Below are 21,110 nucleotides of genomic sequence, written 5' to 3' on the forward strand. Positions count from 1 at the left end.
GATTTCGCGCGCGAAGATCAAGCCGAGCCCGCCGGCCCCGCCGGTGATCAGATACACGCCACCCGTTTTCCAAGGCGGCGTGACGGGAAGGTTTGCGGAAGGGTGCTCGCGCAACGTCGCGACGCTCCTCAGCCCGCCGCGATCATACGCGACTTCGTCGTCCGACGGGTTTCGGCGGCTTTCGAGCAGTCGCTCGGTCCAGAGTTCAGGGCTGGCCTCATCACCATCGACGGTGACGACCTGCCCGAAGAACTTCGGATCCTCTGCGGCCACGGATCGGAACGCTGCCGACAGAGCCTGTGTCCAGGCAAGACCGTCGCCCACGTCGCCGGCGAGCACTTGCACGAGCAGCTTGCCGCGGTCCTTGTTGCGCAGCGTCACGGCGATCCTGTCGACCAACCGCGCGAATGCCGCCGCGAGCAGCACCGCGCCGCTCGACCCGGCGTCGCCCGGCTCCGCCAGCACGTCGACATCCGCGTGCGGCAGCAGCGCCGCGAGCCGGGGCTGATGCTCGGCAAGCCGGGGATCCAGGAAGACCCAGTGCCGCTGGACCTCGAACTCGGGCGCGTCTGGCCTGGCGGGTTCGAGCCGCCGCTCTCGCACCAATAGCCGGAGCTCGCCGTCACCCGTCAACGGCAGTGCGGCGGCCGATGCGATCGCACGATCCGGAACGTTTTCGGGGCCAGCGTCGACCCAGTAGGACTGACGCTCGAACGGATAGCCAGGGAGCGGGACGCGACGATACTCGCTGTCGGTGAACAGGCGGACAACATCGACAATGCCGCCTTCGACGAAGTGCGCCGCGAGGACCGAAAGGTTGTCGGTGGCGTTCTTGCCGGCGCGGGGCGGCGGGACTTTTGCTCGCCCAATCCACAGCCCGGCGGTAACGCCTTCCAAGAGCCATGCCGTCAGCAGGTCGCGCAATTCTCCCACCTCGGCGACGATGACCGCAAGCCGGTGGTCGAAATGTCTCCGACCGACCAACAGCGTGTAGCTGACATCGCCGGGATGAGCGTCACCCTGCTCCTCGCACCACGCCGCCAGCTGAGCGGCCTGTCGGCGCAGCGCTTCCGGTGTGCGAGCCGAAAGCACGATGAGGTGACGGCCCCGGCTCGGTCGGACCCGCCGCGTCTCTGGGGCTTGCTCGATCACGGCGTGGGCATTGGTCCCGCTGAAACCATAAGAGCTGATGGCTGCGCGGCGCGGCTGTCCATGCGGCGCGGACCAGGAGGTCAGGCGCGTGTTGACGAAGAAGGGCGGGCGCTCGAGCTCGATCTCGCCGTTCAGACGCGAAAAGTGCAGCGACGGCGGAATCTGCCCATGCCGCAACGCGAGCAGGATCTTCAGGATGCCCGTCACCCCCGCCGCCATCACCGTATGCCCGAGATTGGTCTTCACCGAGCCGATGGCGCAGCTGCCTTGACGGGCGGAGCTGCCCCCGAACGCATCGGCGAGCGCGCGAAACTCGATGGGGTCGCCGAGCCTCGTGCCGGTGCCGTGCGCTTCGACATACTGGATCGACGCCGGGTCAATGGCGAAACGGTCATAAACGGCGCGCTGAAGGCGGGTCTGAGCACGACCGCTGGGCGCTGTGAGCCCTGACGTCCTGCCATCCTGATTGATGCCGATGCCGCGAATGATGCCGTGGATGTGGTCACGCGCCGCGACCGCGTCTGACAGACGCTTCAGGATCAGCACGCCCACGCCTTCGCCAGGCACGAAGCCATCGGCGCTGTCGTCGAAGGCACGGCATTGGCCGGTTGGCGAAATCATCTCGGCGGCGATGCTGGACGCGTAGAATGAGGGGCCGGGCTGCAGGAACACGCCACCGGCCAGAGCCATCTCCACCTCGCCGAGCCAAAGGCTCTGGCACGCAAGATGCACGGCGACCAGCGAGCTGGAGCAGGCGGTATCCACGGCGACCGCCGGCCCTTGCAAATTCAGGTGATAGGCAATCCGCGCCGGGATCACGGATCCGACGTTGCCCCAAAACGCTTGCGGCGGCGCGTCGTGACCAAAGCGTGCATCATAATCGACCGACGCCGCGCCAACGAAGACGCCACAGGGTCGTTCTTCAACCCCTGCCCCGGCATAGCCCGCATCTTCCAGCGCGTGCCATGCTTCCTCCAAAAAGACCCGCTGCTGGGGGTCCATGTACAGCGCTTCCAGGTCGGTGATCTGGAAAAAGCTCGCGTCGAACTGGTCGATTCCGTCGAGGAATGCGCCGCGCCAGCACGGCGCGTCGTTCCCGTCTCCGGCCGGCAGCTGCCAGCGCGATACCGGCTCGGTCAGATCGACGCCTGCCGCCAGATGCGCCCAAAGCGCATCGAGATTTTCGGAGCGGGGATAGCGGCCGCTCATGCCGATGATGGCGATCGGTTCGGGAGCCAGCGGTGCGATATCTCCGGACCGCGCTCGCGCGCCGGATGCTTCCGCCGGAAGCCCGGCCGCTTCGGCCGCAACCGGAACTTGGACGACGACCTTGCCGAAATTCCGGCGTTCCTCGATCGTCCGATAAGCGCGCGCCACCTCGTCGAAGCTGAATACCGCGCCAACTACTGGACGGATCACCCCTGCGTCGACGTGCGCTGAAAGCTCGGCGAAGAGCGCCGCCATCCTCTCGGGGGCGGCGCGCACCATCTTGCGCAGATCGAGGCTGTGGAAACTTTGATTGTCGCCCAATACCGAAAGGTCGACCGCGCGCGCCTGTTTGAGCGCTGTCATGGCGACTTCGATGTACCGGCCGCCAGGGGCAAGGCAGCCGAGCCCCTTCTGAAGCGCATCGCCGCCGAGTGTATTGACGATGACGTCGACGCCGCGTCCATGCGTAAGGCGGTCGACCTCGGCCGCGAAGTCAGACCGCACATAATCGATGCAGTGCGGCACGCCGGACCGGGCCAGATGGTTCAGCTTTTCGGCGGTACCGGCGGTGGCGAAAATTTCTGCGCCGACATGCTGCGCCAGTTGGACGCCGACCTGTCCGGCGCCGCCCGCTGCAGTCTGGATCAGAATGCGCTCTCCCGGCTGCAGCCGGGCACGGCGAAAGACCTCGATCATGGTGATGGCCGCGATCGGCAAAGAGCAGGCCTCTTCGAAGCTCAAGCGATCCGGCTTGCGCCACAGCTGATGCTCCCCGACCGTCACGACCGTGGCATGACCGCCGAACTCTGGGCCGGTCATCGCGACCACCGGGTCCCCGGGGCGGACCGATGTAACGTCCGCGCCGCAGTCCAGCACCGTTCCGGCCACTTCCATACCCGGAGTGAAGGGATAGGGCGGCATCGTCGGATAGAGGCCTTTGACACACAGCAAATCGCCGAAGTTCAGCGAAAAGGCGCGAACCGCGATGCGGACGTCGCGGCCCCCGAGCGCGGGGAGAGGCGTCTCTATGACGCGCATGTCGTCGATGGTTCCGGGCCGATCGATCACCAGCCGGCGAACCGTGTGCGACGAGCTCGCGGCCGCGCTCGACGACCGGGCATGCGCAGCAGGCGGCGGGGCGATCCGGTCCCCGTCGTCGCGCGCGACCGGCGACGCGTCGGGCGTCGGCCGCGCGGTTGCTGACGCCGGGATGCGCTCGATCAGGTGACGGGCGAGCTCCGCCACGCAGGTATGATCGAACATGACGGTCGCCGGTATCGCGACTGAGAAATGCCGGCCGATCCGATTGACGATGCGGCCCGCGCTGACCGATTCGACCCCGTAACGTTCGAAATTGAGCTCGTCGCGCAGGTCCTGCGGATCCAGATCCAAGACGGCAACCATGCTCTCGCGGACGACAGCGGTGATCCTCTCGAGCCGACGCTCCTCCTCGGCATGCGGCTCGTCGTCCAGCTGAAGAACATTGCCTTCCGCCACGCTGGAGTCGCGGCGCGGATCAGCTTCATCCTCGCTGACCAGGACCGTCCCGTGCAGGTTTGCCCGCAAAGCGGGCGCGTCCGATACCAGCCGCACGTCGGCCGCATCGTCTTGCGAACGCGTCGGCGAGAATGTCGTGGCGCCGGCGCGCGTGACGAGAAAGGCGAGCTGCGTCGCCTCGCCAGCGAGCAGCTGGTCGAGAGCCGCCATGCCGCGGGCCGGATCGATCGAGCCGACACCCTCACGCGCCATCCGGGCGCGCACGGATGCGGACGCTGCAGCACCCAGATGCCCCCAATAGCCCCAGTTCATCGTCCTGACCGGGAAAGAAACCCGTCCGGCAAGCTCGACCGCGAAGGCGTCGAGGAACGTCGAAGCGGCGGCATAGTTGCTTTGACCGGCAGGTCTGCCAAAGCTCTGCATCGACGACATGAACAGCAAAAAGTCGAGCGGCTCATCGGCAAAGACGTCCGCGAGCGCGGCGCCACCCTCGATCTTGGCACGCAACCCCCGCCGAAGTGTCTCCTCGTCCATGTTGGCGACAGCGCGGTCCGATAGCTGCACCGCAGCGTGGACGACGCCGTGGACGTAGGGGTGCAACTGAGCGATCTGCCGACGTGCCTGTATGAGCGACAACCGGTCCCCGATGTCCGCCCGGAAGTAGACTGGTCGCCGCCCGAGGCGCGCCAGCCTGTCGAGCTTTTTGTTCAATGCGGCATCGGGTTCACGACGACCGAGCCACACGACCTGCGCGTCGGCGGCGCGAAGAAGATGCGCGGTCAGAACCTCGCCGATTCCGCCTGCCCCTCCCGCAATCACGTAAACGCCGCCGCGTCGGTACGGAAAACGCGCTTGACCGAGCGGATCTTGGGGAAGCAGGCGCAGCCGGTAGGCACGCGCGCCCCGGATCGCTATCGTCTCGCCAGTCGCTTCGGTGGGCGTCGTCCAGATTGCCTCGGGCAGTCCCATCTCGTCGGCCGCGAGATCGAAGAGCTGAATCGTCCAAAGGTCCTGTTCCTTGGCGAGCGACCCGAAATAGCCGTGCAAGCCCGCATGCGCTGCATCGACGCGCTCGCCGGGCGAGATCCGCTGGGTTCCTCGTGTCACCACAGTCCAGGCCAGCGGCCGCGCGCCATAGCCCGCCTGGAGAAGCGCGCGCATCAAGTGATGGCCTGCGATCAGCCCGCTTTCCTGCGCGGCGACGTGGCCGCGGCCCGGCTCGTCTCGCGAGCCCGGCAGCACCCACACAATCCGAGTAAAGGGGTGGCGATCGCCGGCGATAGCGATAATCTGCGTCGCCGCGCTGGCATCGGCGACCGCGATCAGGTTCGAGAATCGACGAGACAGGCTGTCTGCGACATCATCGCCGGAACCTATGACGAGGGTTCTGCCGTCGGCGTCCGCCGAAACGGCGACATCCTCCCGATCGACGACCGTCCAGGCAGGCGAAAGAAGCAGCGCTTGCGAACGCTCCGGGGCGGCGGTGCGTGCCACCTCCCGAACCGCGATGCCTTCCAACCAGGCGCAGATCCGCCCGGCAGCATCGTGAATGCCCACGTCGATCCTCCCGTCCGCACGTGCAGTCGCGATCATGCAGCCGTCGGTGGGCAGCGGCCTTGCGACGACAAGCGCGTCGAGCGCGAACGGGATGTCCAGCACTGAAAGGGCGCCGTTCGCGTCAATCCCATGCCGCTGCAACGCGATGCCGAGACAGGATTGGAAGGCGAGGTCGAGTACGACCGGGTTGAGGCCGAAGCTGCCCAGGGTTCCCATCGGATCGGCATCGACGGAGAACCAGCCGAGCGCGACCTTGCGGCCGCCCGTTTCTCCGCAATGCAGGCTGTCGATGCCACGAAATGAGTCGCCATAATCGATGCCGCTGCGGCGGAATATCTCGTAGCATTCGGCCCCCGTCAGCACCTGGCGAACGCCAGCGAGCACTGTCTCGATCGAAGGCCCCGCCTCAGGCGGTAGAGCCGCCGTCGCATCGAGGCTTCCGGTCACGAAGATCAGCCTGTCGCCGACCTCCTGCTCCGCGGCCGCGCTGATACGGAAGGTCAGCCGGCCGTCCTCGCTCATCAGCTCCGTCGTGAGCAGCGTACGATCGGCCGCCGCGACGATCGGCCGGCGCCAGTTCAAGTCGCGCAATGCGAAGCAACCGCCGTCGCGAACCTTGAAGTCAAGCGTATCGACCGCCGCGGCGGCCCTCGCCATCTCGAGGCAGGCGGCGGCAGGAAGAACCTTGCGATCGTCGACGACATGGTCCGCGAACACAAATTCCTCGCCGGTCAACACGCTTGTAAAGCGGCGTCCGGCCGGATCATTTGCCCGGACGTGCAGCAACGGGTGCGCTGGCGTGTCGTCACCCGCAGGCTGGGCGGCTTCCAATTTACCCGGCAAAGATAGGTCGCCAAGCTCAAGCCAGTGGCGTTTACGCTCGAAGGGATAAGTTGGCAGTGGAATGCGACGCGGCGGCCGGCTGCCGTAAAGCTCGCGCCAGGGGATGACGGCGCCCCCCACCCAACACCGGGCCAGCTCGACAAGAGCGGCCGGCTGTCCGGCTTGACCGAGCGCACTCGCGATCCGGCCTTGATCGGCCGCCCCCCACTGTCCCGCCGCTGGATCGGCGGTCCCATGCTCGACGGCTAACGCCGACGATCGCCCGTTCACATGATCGTCGAGTGCGGCTTTCAGCTGCGCGATCGAGTCCACGACCAGCGCCAGCCGGAATTCCATCTCTTCGCGGCCGGTCTGCAACGTGTACGCGACCCGCACCAGCTCCGGATCGGACAGATGTTCGCAGGCATTGCGAAGTCGTATCGCGATTGATCTCAGCCCGTCGGCGGTGCGGGCGGACAGCGCAATCAGCACCGCCCCCGGCGACTCACTCCGAGGGACATGAGGCTCAACATGCTCGGCGACGATGATATGCGCATTGGCACCCCCCGCGCCGAACGAAGACACGCCCGCCAGGCGCGCCGGTGCATGCCCTTCCGCAGCTTGCACCGACGGGCGAGGCCAGTCCTGCAGCTGTTGCGGCACGAAGAAGCGCGTGTCGTTGAAATCGATGTTGGCGTTGATTTCGTGCGAATGCAGCGACGGCGCGATGCGCCCATGCTTTAGCTGTAGGACGACCTTGGTCAGCCCGGCGATGCCGGCTGCGCTCTCGCAATGACCAATGTTGCTCTTGACCGATCCGAGCGCGCACGGGTTGCCGCGATGCGCGCCGAGGGCCTGAGCGAGGCCCTCGACCTCGATCGGATCGCCGAGCGCGGTACCGGTGCCATGCGCTTCAACATAGCCTATTGCCGCAGGTTCGATCCCTGCGTCCGCAAGCAGCCCCTTCACAAGTTCGGCCTGCGCCCGCGCCAGCGGCACGGTATAGCCGGCGCCCTTGCCGCCGTGGTTGACGCCACTCGCCTTGATCACCGCGTGGACGTGATCACCGTCGGCCAGCGCGTGCGCGAGCGGCTTCAACAGCACGGCGCCGACCCCTTCGCCGGGGACATAGCCGTCGCCGTCCCGTCCGAAGCTCCGGCAGCGCCCGCTGCCGGAGACGAACTGCCCCTGCGACAAGGTCACATATTTGCTCGGGTGAATGGACACGTTGACACCGCCGGCAAGCGCCACCTCGCACTCGCCTGCGCGCAGGCTGTCGCAGGCCATGTGGATTGCCGTCATCGAACTCGAACACATCGTGTTGATGGCGATGCTCGGGCCTCGAAAGTCGCAGAAATACGAGACGCGGTTCGCCACGGACGCGGGATTCGAGGACGGCGAGTCCACGCCCGCCGCCGCCGCTTGCATGTTGAACAGCTGGTACTCGTCGTACATGACGCCGGCGAACACCCCGACGCTACGGGAGCGTCCGCGCACCTGCCGCGAACTCACGGTCGCGCGCGTGTAACCGGCATCCTCGATGGCTTCATACGCGCATTGCAGGAAGAGCCGCTCCTGCGGGCCCATGGTGCGCGCCTCCAGCGGCGATATGTTGAAGAACAGCGCGTCGAACTCATCCACGCCGTCAATGAAGCCACCCCATTTGCAGTAGAAGGTGCCGGGCGTTCCCTTTCGCTCGTCATACAGGGACAAGAAGTACCGGCGATCGACGGGGATCTCAGTGACGCTGTCACGGCCCGCGGCCAAGTTGCGCCAGAATGCGTCGAGATCGCGTGCGCCCGGATAGCGGCCGGCGATCCCGATGATCGCGATGTCCGACGGTGACTGAGCCGGCTCTGGAAGGCGCGCGGTGACCTCGGCAGGGCCGGGCCGGGCGAAGGCGGATGGTCCGCCGGTCGAATGAGGCGCGGTTGCTGCGTCGGCAAGCCGCGCAGCGGCCTCCGGCGCCACTTCCGCGATGAAACGGGACAGCTCGGCAATCGTGTTGTGCTGGAAGAACAGCGTTTTCGGCAACTTGCCCAATGATGCTTCCAACGCGTCGATCATCTCGAGCGCGAGCACGGAATCGATCCCGAAATTCTCGATCGGCTCGTGTGGACCTGCGCATGCGACCGGCAGCTTCAGGGTCTTGGCGACGATCGCGCCGACATGGTCCGCCACCGACTGTTCGACCGAGATGCCGCCGCTTCCGGTTAGCGGCTTGCCCAGCGTTTCAGAGGGACGGGATCGCCAATCTTCGAACCGCGCCAGGTCGCCGCTGAACACGGCGACGGCTGGCCGGTCGGAGGCGTACGCGGCGTAGAAGGCCTCCATCGCATCCGCCGTGTCGATCGGGGACAGACCGACCAACTCCCGCGTGCGGGCGATGACGGCGTCGCTGACCTGCATGCCGCCGTGTCGCCACAACGGCCACGCCAGCGCCAGCGTGCGGCCGAACCTGTCACCCTGCGCAACCGAAGCGGAGCGTCGTCGGCAAAAGCCGTCGAGGAACGCGTTTGCCGCCGCATAGTCGCACTGTCCGGCATTACCGATAACCCCGGCCAACGACGAGAGGACCAGAAACATATCGAGCCGAAGTGCGGCGGTGGCGCGATCAAGGTTGACGACGCCGCGCGCCTTGGGACCGAGCACCGCCCGAACGGCTTCGTCGGACTTGTTTCTGAACCACCCGTCCGACAGCAGGCCGGCGGCGTGAATCACCCCGTCCAGTCGACCGTGAGCTTCGATGATTTCATCGACCAGCCGCTGCACCGCCGCTCCGTCGGCGACATCGCAGACGCGATACTCCGGTGGCGATGCACCAGAGCCAAGGGCATCGCCAGCGGCGTCCGTCCCGGCGTGCCGGGATGCGAGGATGATCGTCGCGTCGGGCGAGTGACGGCGGATCTCGGTGGCGAACACGCGCCCGAGCGATCCCGCCCCGCCCGTGATCAGATACACCCCTCCCGCGCGCCACGGCGTCTGCGCAAACGATTCGGAGCGAACCAGTGCCCTCAGCGCGACGACTTCGCGGCGCTCGCCCTGATACCGCACCCGCCGATCACCGTAGCGCGCCGCTTCTTCCGTGATCAGCCGGCGGAAGCTGGCGTCGTCAATCTGGGGCTCGAGCGCGATCACTTGCGGCTGCAGCATCGGCTCTTCCTGTTCGGCCGAGTCGAGCAGCGCCGCAAGCGCGAGCGCCGGATGCCCATCATGTTGCGCGGGGACGACCAGTTGCAGTCGAAGCGGTGCTGTCAGTCCCGGGTCGGTCAGCGTCTTTAGCTCCGTCAGCAGCTGGACCACCAGCGCCTCGATCGCGTCGGCAGGCTGGCCCGCGACACTTCCGATCACACGGCAGAGGAGGGCTGCATCGGAGCCCGCGAGCCGCTCGATCTGCCGCGCGAACTCCGCGGTTCCGATCACGACCCGGCGCGCGGGTGCCGGCCCCGCCGCTATCACGCTCGCGCCGGCGCGCGGTTCCCAGACCTCCTCGAGCAAATGCACGGGGCTGGGGCGCGGCTCGACGGCCCCCACCTTGACGACGGGCTCGGATACCGGCTCGGGCGCGGGCACCGTCACCCAATGGCGATCGCGGCTGAACGGATAAAGCGGCAACGACACGATCCTGCGCTGCCCGCGCGGCTTCCCGTCGTGCAGTGCCGCCCATGGGACCGGCCAACCCTGAGTCCAGAGGCTGCACAGCTTCTCGAGCTTGCCCTTGCTCACCCACCGCGCCACCGTCTCGGCGAGGTCCTCATCTCCCTGAAGCAGAGCCAGACGTTCGTCGTACGGGGTGTTTTGCCCCGCGAAGACCCGGCCCTCTCCGCCGCCACCTTCCAGCCAGGCAGCCAGAAGCTGGCCGAGTTCTCCCGACGACGCGGCGAGGATCGCGAGCCGGTGTTCGAACGACTCGCGACCGACGTGCAGCGTGTAGGCGATGTCCGCGAGGTCGCTTTGCGTCAGATCCCCGTCAACAATCGCGTCGACATACGCCCGGGCCAGGCGCCTCAGCGAAGCCTCGCTTCGCGCCGAAAGCGGCACGGCCATGATGGCGGGCGGGTTGCCGTCAGCGGCCACTGATTGGATAGCGGCTGCCCGATATTCCTCCACGATTAGATGCGCATTGGCGCCACCCGCGCCGAACGACGACAGGCCGGCCATTCGCGATGCGCTTTGCCGAACGCCGTCGTTGTCCGGGGCGGGCCATGCGGCCAATGTCCGCTGCAGGCGAAACGGTGTCGCCTCGAAATCGATATGCTCGTTCGGCGGGTCGGCATGCAGGGACGGCACCAGGATTCCGTGCTTCAGCTGCAGCAGGACCTTCGTCAGGCCCGCAATTCCCGCCGCGCCTTCGCAATGACCGATATTCGACTTGACCGAACCGATCGCGCAGAATCCGGTATCTTCCGTATGTTGCCGGAATGCACGAGTGAGCCCGGCGATCTCGATCGGATCGCCGAGCGACGTTCCCGTGCCGTGCGCCTCGATGTAGCCGATCGATCGAGCCGAGATGCCCGCTCGCGCCAGCGCCTTGTCGATCACGGCGGATTGGGCGGACGGGTTGGGAACGGCGAAGCCGCTTGTCCGGCCGCCATGGTTGACGGCCGTCGCGCGGATCACGCCATGGATGCGGTCGCCGTCGCGTTCCGCATGTGCGCGTCGCTTCAGCAACACGGCACCGACGCCCTCCGAGGGCACATAGCCGTCGCCGCCGCTGCCAAAGCTGGCGCAACGCCCGACACTGGATGCAAACAGCCCACGCGCGAGCCCGAGATATTTGTTTGGGTGGATTGACAGGTTGACGCCGCCGGCGATCGCGACCGCGCAGTCGCCCGACAGGATACTCTGGCAGGCGAGATGGATCGCAGTGAAGGACGAGGAACACATCGTGTCCACCGCCAGGCTGGGACCGTTCAAGTCGAAATGGTGCGAGACGCGATTGGCGATCGATGACGGGTGATTGAGGAAGGCGACCGGTTCACCGCGGGCCTGCGCCTCCGCGGCGAACAGCGGATAGTCGGTGTACATGACGCCGACGAACACGCCCGTGTTGCGAGCCAGCCGGGCACGGCTGTAGCCGGCATCCTCAATCGTGTGCCAGGCACATTGCAGGAACAGGCGCTCCTGCGGGTCCATCGTCTCCGCCTCACGCGGCGAGATGTTGAAGAACGCTGCATCGAAGGCGGCGACGTCGTCGAGAAAGCCGCCCCATTTGCTGTAGGTCTTGCCCGGCCGGCGCTTTTCAGCATCGAAGTAGATGTCGTGACGCCAGCGTTCCGCTGGCACTTCCGTCACGCAATCCGCGCCCGCTTTCAAATTGTCCCAGAACTGTTCCAGGTCCCTCGCGCCGGGATACCGTCCGGCCAGCCCGACGATAGCGATCTCATCCGTCGCAGGCGCACCCACATCGCTGGCGACGTGTGGCATCGGGGCGGCCGAGAGGGCCCGCGCCGCAACCGGCTTCGGTGCCTCTTTCTGGATCGACGCAGGCGGCTCGGGAGGTTCGGGGCGGGAAAAGCGATCCGGATAATGCTCGCCGAGAAAGTTGGCGAGCTCGGCGACCGAGCGGCATTCGAAGAGCAGCGTCTTCGGCAAGGCGCCCAAGCTGCGCTCGAACTCGGTTACGGTCTGCAAGGCCAGGATCGAGTCTACGCCAAGCTCCTCGAACGGCATGTCCGGAAGGATCCGGTCAAACGGGACCTTGAGCGTGGCGGAAAGCGTCTGCCGGACGAATCGCAGCAATTCGGGGTCCGACTTATCACTCCGCGCGGCAGCAACGGCGAGGTCGCCGTTCACATCGCCGATCACCCGGGCGGCATGGTGCCGGTCGCCGGCGAACACGGCGACCTGACCCTCGAACGCCATTGCCGCGTAGAACGCGTCGAGGCCCGCGCGCGATGAGACCGGATTCAGCCCACGTGCTGCCATCGCGTCGTGAAGCCCGGGTGCGACCTGCATGCCGCCATCGGCCCACCACGGCCAGTTGATCGACAGGCTTCGTCCCTGGCGCTCGAAACGCGCAACACGGGCTGCGCGATGCTCCGCGAACCCGTCAAGAAAGGCGTTCGCAGCCGCGTAGTCCACCTGCCCGACGCTGCCAGCGACTGCCGCGATCGAGGAGAAAGCGACAAAGAAGTCCAGCGGCAGATCGGACGTCGCGGCATCGAGATTGACGGTTCCGATCGTCTTGGGCGCGAGCGTGGCGGAGAAGGACGCGGCGGCCTTTCGGAACAGCAGCGCGTCACCGAGAATACCGGCGGCGTGCAGGACCCCGTCCAGCCTGCCGAACGCTGCGATGATCTCGGCAACGCAGGCGTTGACCGCGCCCATGTCGCAGATATCGAGCTGCCGGTACACGATGTTCCCGCTCGCGCCGCCACTGCCGTCGAGCGCGGAATGCGGCCGCCGCCCCACGAGAACGACGGTCGCGTCGCGCGCGCAGGCGAGGATTTCCCGAGCGAAGATCCGCCCAAGCCCACCGGCTCCTCCGGTGACCAGGTACACGCCGCCGTTGCGCCAGACTTGCGGCGTGAGCGCGGGGGGGCTCACCTCGACGATCCGAGCGGCTTGGCGAATGCCGTTGCGCCAAGTGTTCTCGGCGTCGCGGGAGCGCGCTGCGGTCTCCATCAGCAGCCCGCGAAGGCGCTTAGCGTCGATCTGCTCGTCGACACCGATGATCTGCGGCTGAATGTTCGGGTGTTCGAGCCCGGCGGTGCGGGCGAGACCCGACAAGGCGCGATACGCGGGGTAGTGCGGGTCCGCGGCATCAAGATCGGGAACGACGATCTGGACGAGCGAGGTCCCGTGCCTCGTCCGGCCGATCGCGTCCTGAATCAGGGCAAGGGCCGCGTGGCCGAGTGCCTCCGCACGCGTTGCAGGCGACGCGGCGCCATCACTGGCGACGACGCGCACGTCGGCGTCCGGCAAGCCGCAGCGCAGTTCATCGGCGAGCACCGCGAACCGGCTGTCGAGCAGAACCAGGCTCGGGGAACGCTGGCCGACGTCCTCATTTACGTTGACCGTGTCCGCTTCGGCGACGATCCAGCGCCGCAACGCGAGGGTGCAGCTTCCCTCGCTCGCCAGCACGGGCCGCGGCATGCTCGCGCGAAACGCGACACCGCTGAGCGCCATGCACACCGTTCCGCTCCGGTCGCAGATGTCGATCTCCCAATGGTCGCCGGCGGCGTTGGCGCAGCGGCCATAAACCACGGCGCCGCGCGGAATGGGCGCCCAGCGCTGGACACGATCAATCGAAAACAGGAGCCGGGGTCGGTCCAGCCGTCCGCGCAAATCAGCGATCAGCGGGGCAAAGGTCGCTTGCAGCGCGCTGTCCAGCAGCCCGGTCTGATCATCGGTCGAGGCCTCGTCCGCAGCACCGGGGGGTGGCCCGAGTTCCGCCAAGACCCACGTCCGGGCGTCAGGGGCGTTGCCAATTGCGGCGTGGATCAAGCGCTGAAACGTCGGCCCATAGTCGACGCCCATGTCGGCGAAGCCCTCATAAAGCGTGGCAGCCACGAGCGTTCGGCTTGCCGCGCGGCGCAGAGCGGCGAGGTCGCGCCATGATGGTGGGGACGGATCCGCGCGGACCAGGCGGCCGCTCGCGTAAGCCGGCCCTGCGCCGCCCTCACCTCCGTCGCAGACGCTGAACGTCAGCACACCGGCACCGTCGTCTTCGAAGCGGACGATCAGCGTGGTCGGCTCATCGACCACGGCCGATCGAGGCCAGGCAATACCTTCCAGCAGAATGCCTTCGCCCACGCCCGGCATATTGGCCGCGATGGCGGCGGTCCGAACCAGCTCGAGGTAATAGACACCTGGAAGAACCTTGCGGCCGTCGATCCGGTGGTCTGCCAGGAACGACTCTTCGCCGGACAGCCGGTACTGAAGGCTACCGCTCGCCTGAACCGGGGTCTTCTCGGGCGCGGAGATCTCGTCCGCGATCCAGTATCGGTCGCGCGCGAAGGGATAGGTGGGTAGCCCGACCCGACGGTACGCGCCGGCCGCGAACAGGGCGGCATAATCGAGCGCATCGCCGCGAACGAACATGTCCGCAATCGCCCAGAGGTCAGCTATGCTCGCCGTGCCCGTCGCGTCGGCGCAGCTGCGGATCAGGCGATCGCCCTGCTGGCGGTCTGCGGCCTGCTCCTCGGCCAGCCTGGACTTCGCCGTTCCCGTCCGTAGCGCCGAGGCGCCGCTGCCCGAGGTCCAATGCGCCAGCAGCTCGACGATATCGGTTCGGTCGCGGACAACGCCGGCGAGCCGGTGCGCAAAGTGGCGGCGACCGACCAGCAGGGTATAGCAAATGTCCGCGCAGATCTCCGGCTCGGCTTTGCGACAATGCGCTAGCAGCCGCTTGGCCTGTTGCTGCAGTTCGGAACGTGAACGCGCCGACAGCACGAACAGGTAAGCCGGGCGGTCGGGCAGGACGCGCGAGCGCGGCGGCGCTTCTTCGATCACCACATGGGCGTTCGTGCCGCTCAGCCCGAAAGAGCTGACCGACGCTATGCGGGGCCGACCGTCGCCCGGCTCCCAGTCCGTCAGGGCGGTCGGAATATGGAAGGGGCTCTCGGCGAGTGCAATCGCGGTATTGCCTGTGCGGTAATTGGCAAGCGGCGGGATCTGTCGGTGCTTAATCGCCAGCAGCACCTTGATCACGCCGATGATGCCGGCCGCGGCGGCAGTGTGGCCGATATTGGCCTTCGCCGCCCCAAGCGCGCAAAAGCCGGTCTCCGCGGTCGACGCCCGAAAGGCGTTCGTCAGCGCCTGGAATTCGATGGGATCGCCGAGCTTGGTCCCGGTCCCATGCGCCTCGACCAACGAGATATCGCGAGCGTCGATGGCGAACGTATCGTGAATACGCCGCTGCAGCTCCTCCTGAGCTGATGCGCTTGGCGCCGTGATGCCGTTGCTCGCCCCGTCCTGATTGATGCCGCTGCCGCGGATTACGCCATATACGCGGTCGCCGGCAGCCAGCGCGTCGCCAAGCCGCTTGAGGACCACCACCCCGGCGCCTTCGCCCGGCACGAAGCCGTTCGCGCGATCGTCGAATGCGTAGCAGAGGCCGTCCGGCGAAAGCATGCTGGCGCGGTTGGCCGAAACGAAAAAGTCTGGCGTGCTCTGGACGAACACGCCGCCGGCGAGCGCGGTGTCGACCTCCCCGTGGCGCAGCGCTTCGCAGGCGAGATGGAGCGCCACCAGCGAGCTGGAACAAGCGGTATCGATTGTGATCGCCGGACCGCGCAGGTTCAGCAGATACGAAATTCGCGCGGCCAGCATCGATCCGGCATTGCCCCACATGGTCTGCGGCGGCGCGAGTTTCGGAAATAGATGTTCGTAATCGCCACCGATATAGCCAACGTAGACGCCGCATCGATCGCCTTCGATATCGCTTCCCGCGTGACCTGCGTCCTCCAGCGCCTGCCACGCTTCTTCGAGGAAAATGCGTTGCTGCGGATCCATGCAGACCGCCTCGGCACCGGCGATGCCAAAAAACGTCGGGTCGAAATCCGCAATCCGGTCCAGGAAGCCGCCGGTCCGGCAATAGCTGCCGTGCGGCGGCAGCTCTGCTGCAAAGCGGTCTTCGAGCGGCCAGCGCGCGGCGCCTTGTGTCATTACCGCCCCGCGCGCGAGCAGGTCCCACAATTCGCTCACATCGGCAGCGCCCGGGCAGCGCGCGCTGATGCCGATGATGGCGATCGGGTCGAGGCCTGTTGCCCCCACGACGCTTGCCGCCGACGTCGGCTCCCCCTTTCCACGCAACGCCGCGTCGGATAGCGCCTCCGCCGGCGCCGCATCGGGTATCGGCTCAGCCGATGTCATAACCGTCACGAGACGGTCGCGATAATGGCCGACGACGTGCGAGATGAGCGCGCGCATCGTCGCGTAATCGAACAAGGAAATGACGGGCAGATCGATGCCGAGCCGCTCGTTGAGCGTTTTTACGACCCTCACGCCGACGATGGAGTCGAGGCCGTAATCGGCGAATGGCTTTTCCAGTTCGAGGCTGTCGACATCGAGCTTCAGCGCCGCGGCGATCGCGTCGAAGAGCACGTCGCGCACATGCTGGGCCAGTTTTGCATCGGTTGCGCGCTCGTCAAGCGGCGCCAGCGGCGCGGATTGCGCCACCGACGGCACAAACTCGGGCTCGGGCTCCGCGCGGTCGGCTGTCGTCCCGCGTACGACACCGTCGCTGACGGCGACGATGATGTCTTGGCCGAGATCAGAGGCCGCCGCGGTGGCGAACCGTACGGGCGCGAACCCTTCCTCCCCCAGGATCCGCGCCCAGCTCGCGCCGGTCAGCGCTGGCGTTCCGGGAATGCGCGGTGCCGGGTCACGGAACCGCCACCAGCCCTCGAACAGGCCGAAGGCGATGTGCAGGAACAAGTCGAAGCGATTGACTTCGTTCAACAGCAACAGGCCCTGACGGCGCAGTGTCGCCTTGGCGTGCCGCAGTGTCTCGCGCAGATCACGCGTGGCGTGCAGGACGTTGTTGGCGATCACGACATCGTAAGCGCCGGGTTCAATTCCCTGGCTGGCCGGCTGCTTCTCGACATTGAACATGGCGAACTGCATGAACGGCGCCGAACCGTATTGCTCGCGCCCGTGCAGCAGGAAAGATTGCGAGATGTCGGTATAGCAGTACGTTTCGACCGCGTGACCGACCGGCATCAGCTTGGGCAGGACATGCCCCGTCGTCCCGCCGGTTCCGGCGCCGATCTCCAGAACGCGTAGCCGCGCCGCCGGATCGCGCTCCAGACGCTCGAAAAAGTAACGCTCAAGGACAGCGGCGAGCTGCCGATTGTAGTAATCGGCGATCTCGTTGTTTTTATAGTAATTCTCCATGAGACCCATGGTCGAGTCGGAGAAGAGCACTTCGGTCAGCTGTTTGCGGCCGACAATCAGGTCACCCAGGTGAGGCAGGACCGCGTCGAGCACCGCGATCTGGGGTGCGAAGAGCCCTTCCGACCGCCAGTACGCCCGAGTGGCGGGCCAGTCCTGCCGCCCTGTGGCGCCTTCCTTCGTCGGCACGCCGTCCGCGGCGAGTACGTCCAGACTGTGCCGTAACCAGTGGGCGTTCGCCGGCGCCAGTCGGTTGCGCGCGATCCAGGCCTCACGCCCGCGCTCGCCCTCGCTGGCGACCGCCTCGAGCACACCGAGTTGACCCAGCGCGCGCGCCAAAAGGGCGGCGAGGTCTTGATCAAAGCGGGACCGCTCACGCGCTTCCCGCATCAGCATCGCACTGGGCGGCGAGCTGTCTGTGATCGTCAGGCGGGGCGTCGGCAGGGTTGGCGCATAGACGAGGCGTTCGTCTTCTTCGTCCGCCATGCTCTCGCGTTGGCCGACCAGAAGCTGGTTCAAGGGCCCGTCGAGCAACGCGGCGACCACGTCGATGAGCTCGCTCGGGGCGCGCACCTCGTCTACTTGCGCAACCGGGCTTCGGCCGCCCCCGGCAGGCGCCCAGTGAACGACTTTGGTGGGACAATCCCAGGCTTGGGCTACCTCGCTTCGCAGCGCGGCGAGCGCAAGCGCGTCCGCCTCGACAGCCTCGCCCACGAGCCCGTCCTGCACCGCGACAATCACCAGGAAATCCAGCCCGTCTTCGGCAAACAGGTCATGCAGCCCGCGACATGCCTCCATCGTGCCGGGCGCGGCCGGCACCCAAGTGTCGGCATCGCCCAGCTCACCTTGCTCCGACGACGACGTCACCACGAAGGCACCATGGATTGCCGGGACCGCTTCCCGAGCTGCCGCGAGGGCCTGCAGGCCCTCCCCATTCGCCCCTTCGACGACCAGCACGTTGGCCGCGTAGCGCGTAACCAGCGCTTCGCTGAGCTGCGCTGCCGCCGCATCGGCACGATTCGTCGCCTTGACGATCAGATAGGCACCGCTCTGACGAAAGGGGGCAACTGGATCGGCTTCAAAGCGGCAAGGCACGAGCACCTGCCGATACCATTCGTCATGACGCCGAGCCCAGAATCCGTGGCGACCGACCATCGGCAAGGCCAGCATCTCGCGCCAATTCAACGGTTGGCCGTCCGCGATGTCGAAGGCGCGCACACGCCACGGTGAGAATTGCCGGATTGCTGCCCCGATCAGCTCGGACAGGTCCGCATGAGCCGATGTCGTCCAGCCAGGACCGTCCGCCATCGCCGCGCTTCGGTTGATGAGGACGACCTCGAACGGGCGATCACCCGCATACCGTTTGCGAAGCGCGCTCAACACCGTCCGCAACTGCTCGGTCGGACGCTGCCCGGTCGCGCCGCCTCCGGCTTCGCCGCCTGAGCTCGCCCCTGCATCGCCGATCCAAACCAGCCCCGAGATGTCGCCGGATGCCGCGATCGCCTGCGCCAGGCCCACGGTGTCGAGCTGGGCACCGTCGATCGTCTTCGCCTCGGGCCCCTCGCGCAGCAGCGCAAGTCCGCCCGGACCATTGTGGACAATCAGATAGTGCGCCGCCTCTTTCGATCGGGCAACCGTGCCCTCACCCGGGACGGCGACATCCCAGGCAGGCACCCGCAATTCGAGCTCGCGCGCAAGCTCGTTTGTCTTGCCCTCCGCTTCGCCGTCGCTGGGCGTGCTCCTGCCGACAACCCAGTGGCGGTCGCGCGCGAAGGCATAGGGCGGCAGGTCGATGCGCGGCGGCCGTCCGCCATGATACAATGTCGACCAGTCCGGCACCTCAGCAGCTTCCCACGTCGCCGCCTCCGGCTCGCGGGAGGCTCGCGACATCCAGGTGCCGACGGCTCTGCAAAGTTCGGGATCGGATGTGAAGGCGTTCGTCAGTCCCAGCCGCGCCGTTGCGCGACCGAGATGCACACGACCGGCGGGCAACTGGCCGGCCTCGCCGGCAGCAACGATCGACAGAATGCGGATCGCCTCGTCGCGCCGTTCGGCCGGAAAGGCGAGGCGATGCTCCATCGCTTCGCGGCCAAATTGCAGTTCATGCGCGAGCGCGGCAAGCTCGACGTCGTCTTCACGCTCAAGATAACGAGCCAGCACGCCGGCTTGACGCCGCAAGCCGGCCTCGTCCTTTGCGCTGACAAATACGATTGCGGGTGATTGCGACTGATGGTCGGTACGCGTTTCGACCGGCCCCTCCTCGATCACGACGTGCGCGTAAGCGCCGCCGAAGCCGAACGAACTGACGCCCGCGCGCCGCGGCGCAACCCCGTTTGCGCTTGCCTTTCGCTCCCATTTTTCAGGGTGGGTCGGGATCCTGAAAGGCGTTCCGTCCAGCTTGACCAACGGGTTGAGCGAACGGAGGTGCGGCGATGCCGGGATCAGCCTGTGGCGCAATGCCAGCGCTACTTTGGTCAGGCCTGCCACACCGGCGGCCGCTTCGAGATGGCCGATACGCGCTTTCACCGATCCGAGTGCGCAAGCGGCTGCCGCATCGCCCGCGATTGGGTCGCGAGCCGCCTCGTCCTGAAATGCGAGCTTCAGCCCGAGAAATTCGATGGGGTCGCCGAGCGCAGTGCCGGTGCCGTGAAGCTCCACATAGTCGAGCGAGCTCGGATACACGCCCGCATCGCGGCAGGCATCGGCGATCAGCCTCGCCTGTTGTCGAGGATCCGTGACCGTGAGGCCTCGCGTTCGACCGCCATGCCCGACCGCGCTGCCGCGGATCACGCCGTAAATCCGGCTTCCGTCGGCGGTCGCCTGATCGAGCCGCTTCAGGACGAGCGTGATCACCCCTTCCCCGCGAACATAGCCATTCGCTCCGGCGTCGAACGTCTTGCACCGGCCGTCAGGCGACAGCATCCCGCCGGCGCGGAAAGACTCGAACCGCTTGGGCGTGAGGCACAGGTTCACGCCGGCGACCAGGGCGGTCTCGCACTCCCCCCGACGCAACGCCTGAACTGCGGCGTGAACCGCCACGAGCGAACTGGAACACGACGTATCGACGCAGACACTGGGGCCGGTCAGGTCGAGAAAAAAGGAGAGCCGATTTGCCAGCATCGATGCGAACGAGCCGGTCGTGACGTACAGATCGGCGGGCGGCGCGACCGCATCGAGCACCTCGGCATAATCGGTGTTGCAAACGCCGACATACACCCCGGTCTTTGTGCCCGCGAGGCGTGATGGCGGAATGCGCGCATCCTCCAGCGCGTGCCAGCTCGTCTCGAGCAGCAGCCGCTGCTGCGGGTCCATCAACTCGGCTTCTGCCGGCGAGATCCCAAAGAAACCGCAATCGAATTTGTCGACTTCGTCGAGATAGGCGCCGGGACAGGCCGCCAGGTCCGGAACGCCGGGCGCACACCAAAGCTGGCGCATCCAGTCAGCGCGTTCGGCCGGAAACGAGCGTATGACGTCTTCGCCGGTCAGCAATAGTCGCCAAAACCCGTTAGTTGTATCTGCGCCCGGCAAACGGCAACCGATCCCGACGATGGCCGCATCGCCGACTAGCGCCTCATCTTGTCGGCATGACGTCACACCTTCTTGTCTCGAAGAGGTCATTTTCGAGCGATTCCGTCCCTCGAGGCTGTCGGCGACTATGAGACAATGATCCAGACTGGCCGTCAATGCGGCCGGTCGTGGTTTTTATTATTTTATCGCGTAATTATTATACTCTGACGCACGCCAACTCCATTTGGAGTAGTATCATTCGGAGCGACTCGGAAGATGAGCTACGCCTCAATCTCGGACCGTTTGTCGGGCCGCCATCCAGCTCTTGCCGGCAGCGGCGGGCCATGCGCCGATGACCGAGCCACCCGCGATATCGGCGGGTTGTTGCCGATCGCGCGATGTGGCCACACCATGTGATCGTCGCTACGCTATGCCCCGCATTTTCAGACCGCGTCGTCGAGGGTCATGAACCTGTGCTGGTTCAGTCACTCCGCTCGAAACGTGCCGGCTCGATGAACGCGTCGCTC

At 66.5% G+C, this 21,110-nt stretch carries 1 protein-coding gene (only partly in view); it reads right to left on the reverse strand.

Annotated elements, in window-relative coordinates; genetic code table 11:
• Positions 1 to 20,694: the 5' portion of an SDR family NAD(P)-dependent oxidoreductase gene (locus AX676_RS17715; RefSeq protein ID WP_156437665.1), read on the reverse strand. It extends 12,561 nt beyond the left edge of the window; 20,694 of the gene's 33,255 nt are visible here — the first part of the coding sequence; it begins with the start codon at positions 20,692 to 20,694; the stop codon falls past the left edge of the window.
• Positions 20,695 to 21,110 lie beyond the last annotated feature (416 nt).

Origin of the sequence: Sphingomonas sp. CCH21-G11 (genome assembly GCF_001555965.1) — a bacterium.
Lineage (GTDB): Bacteria > Pseudomonadota > Alphaproteobacteria > Sphingomonadales > Sphingomonadaceae > Sphingomonas.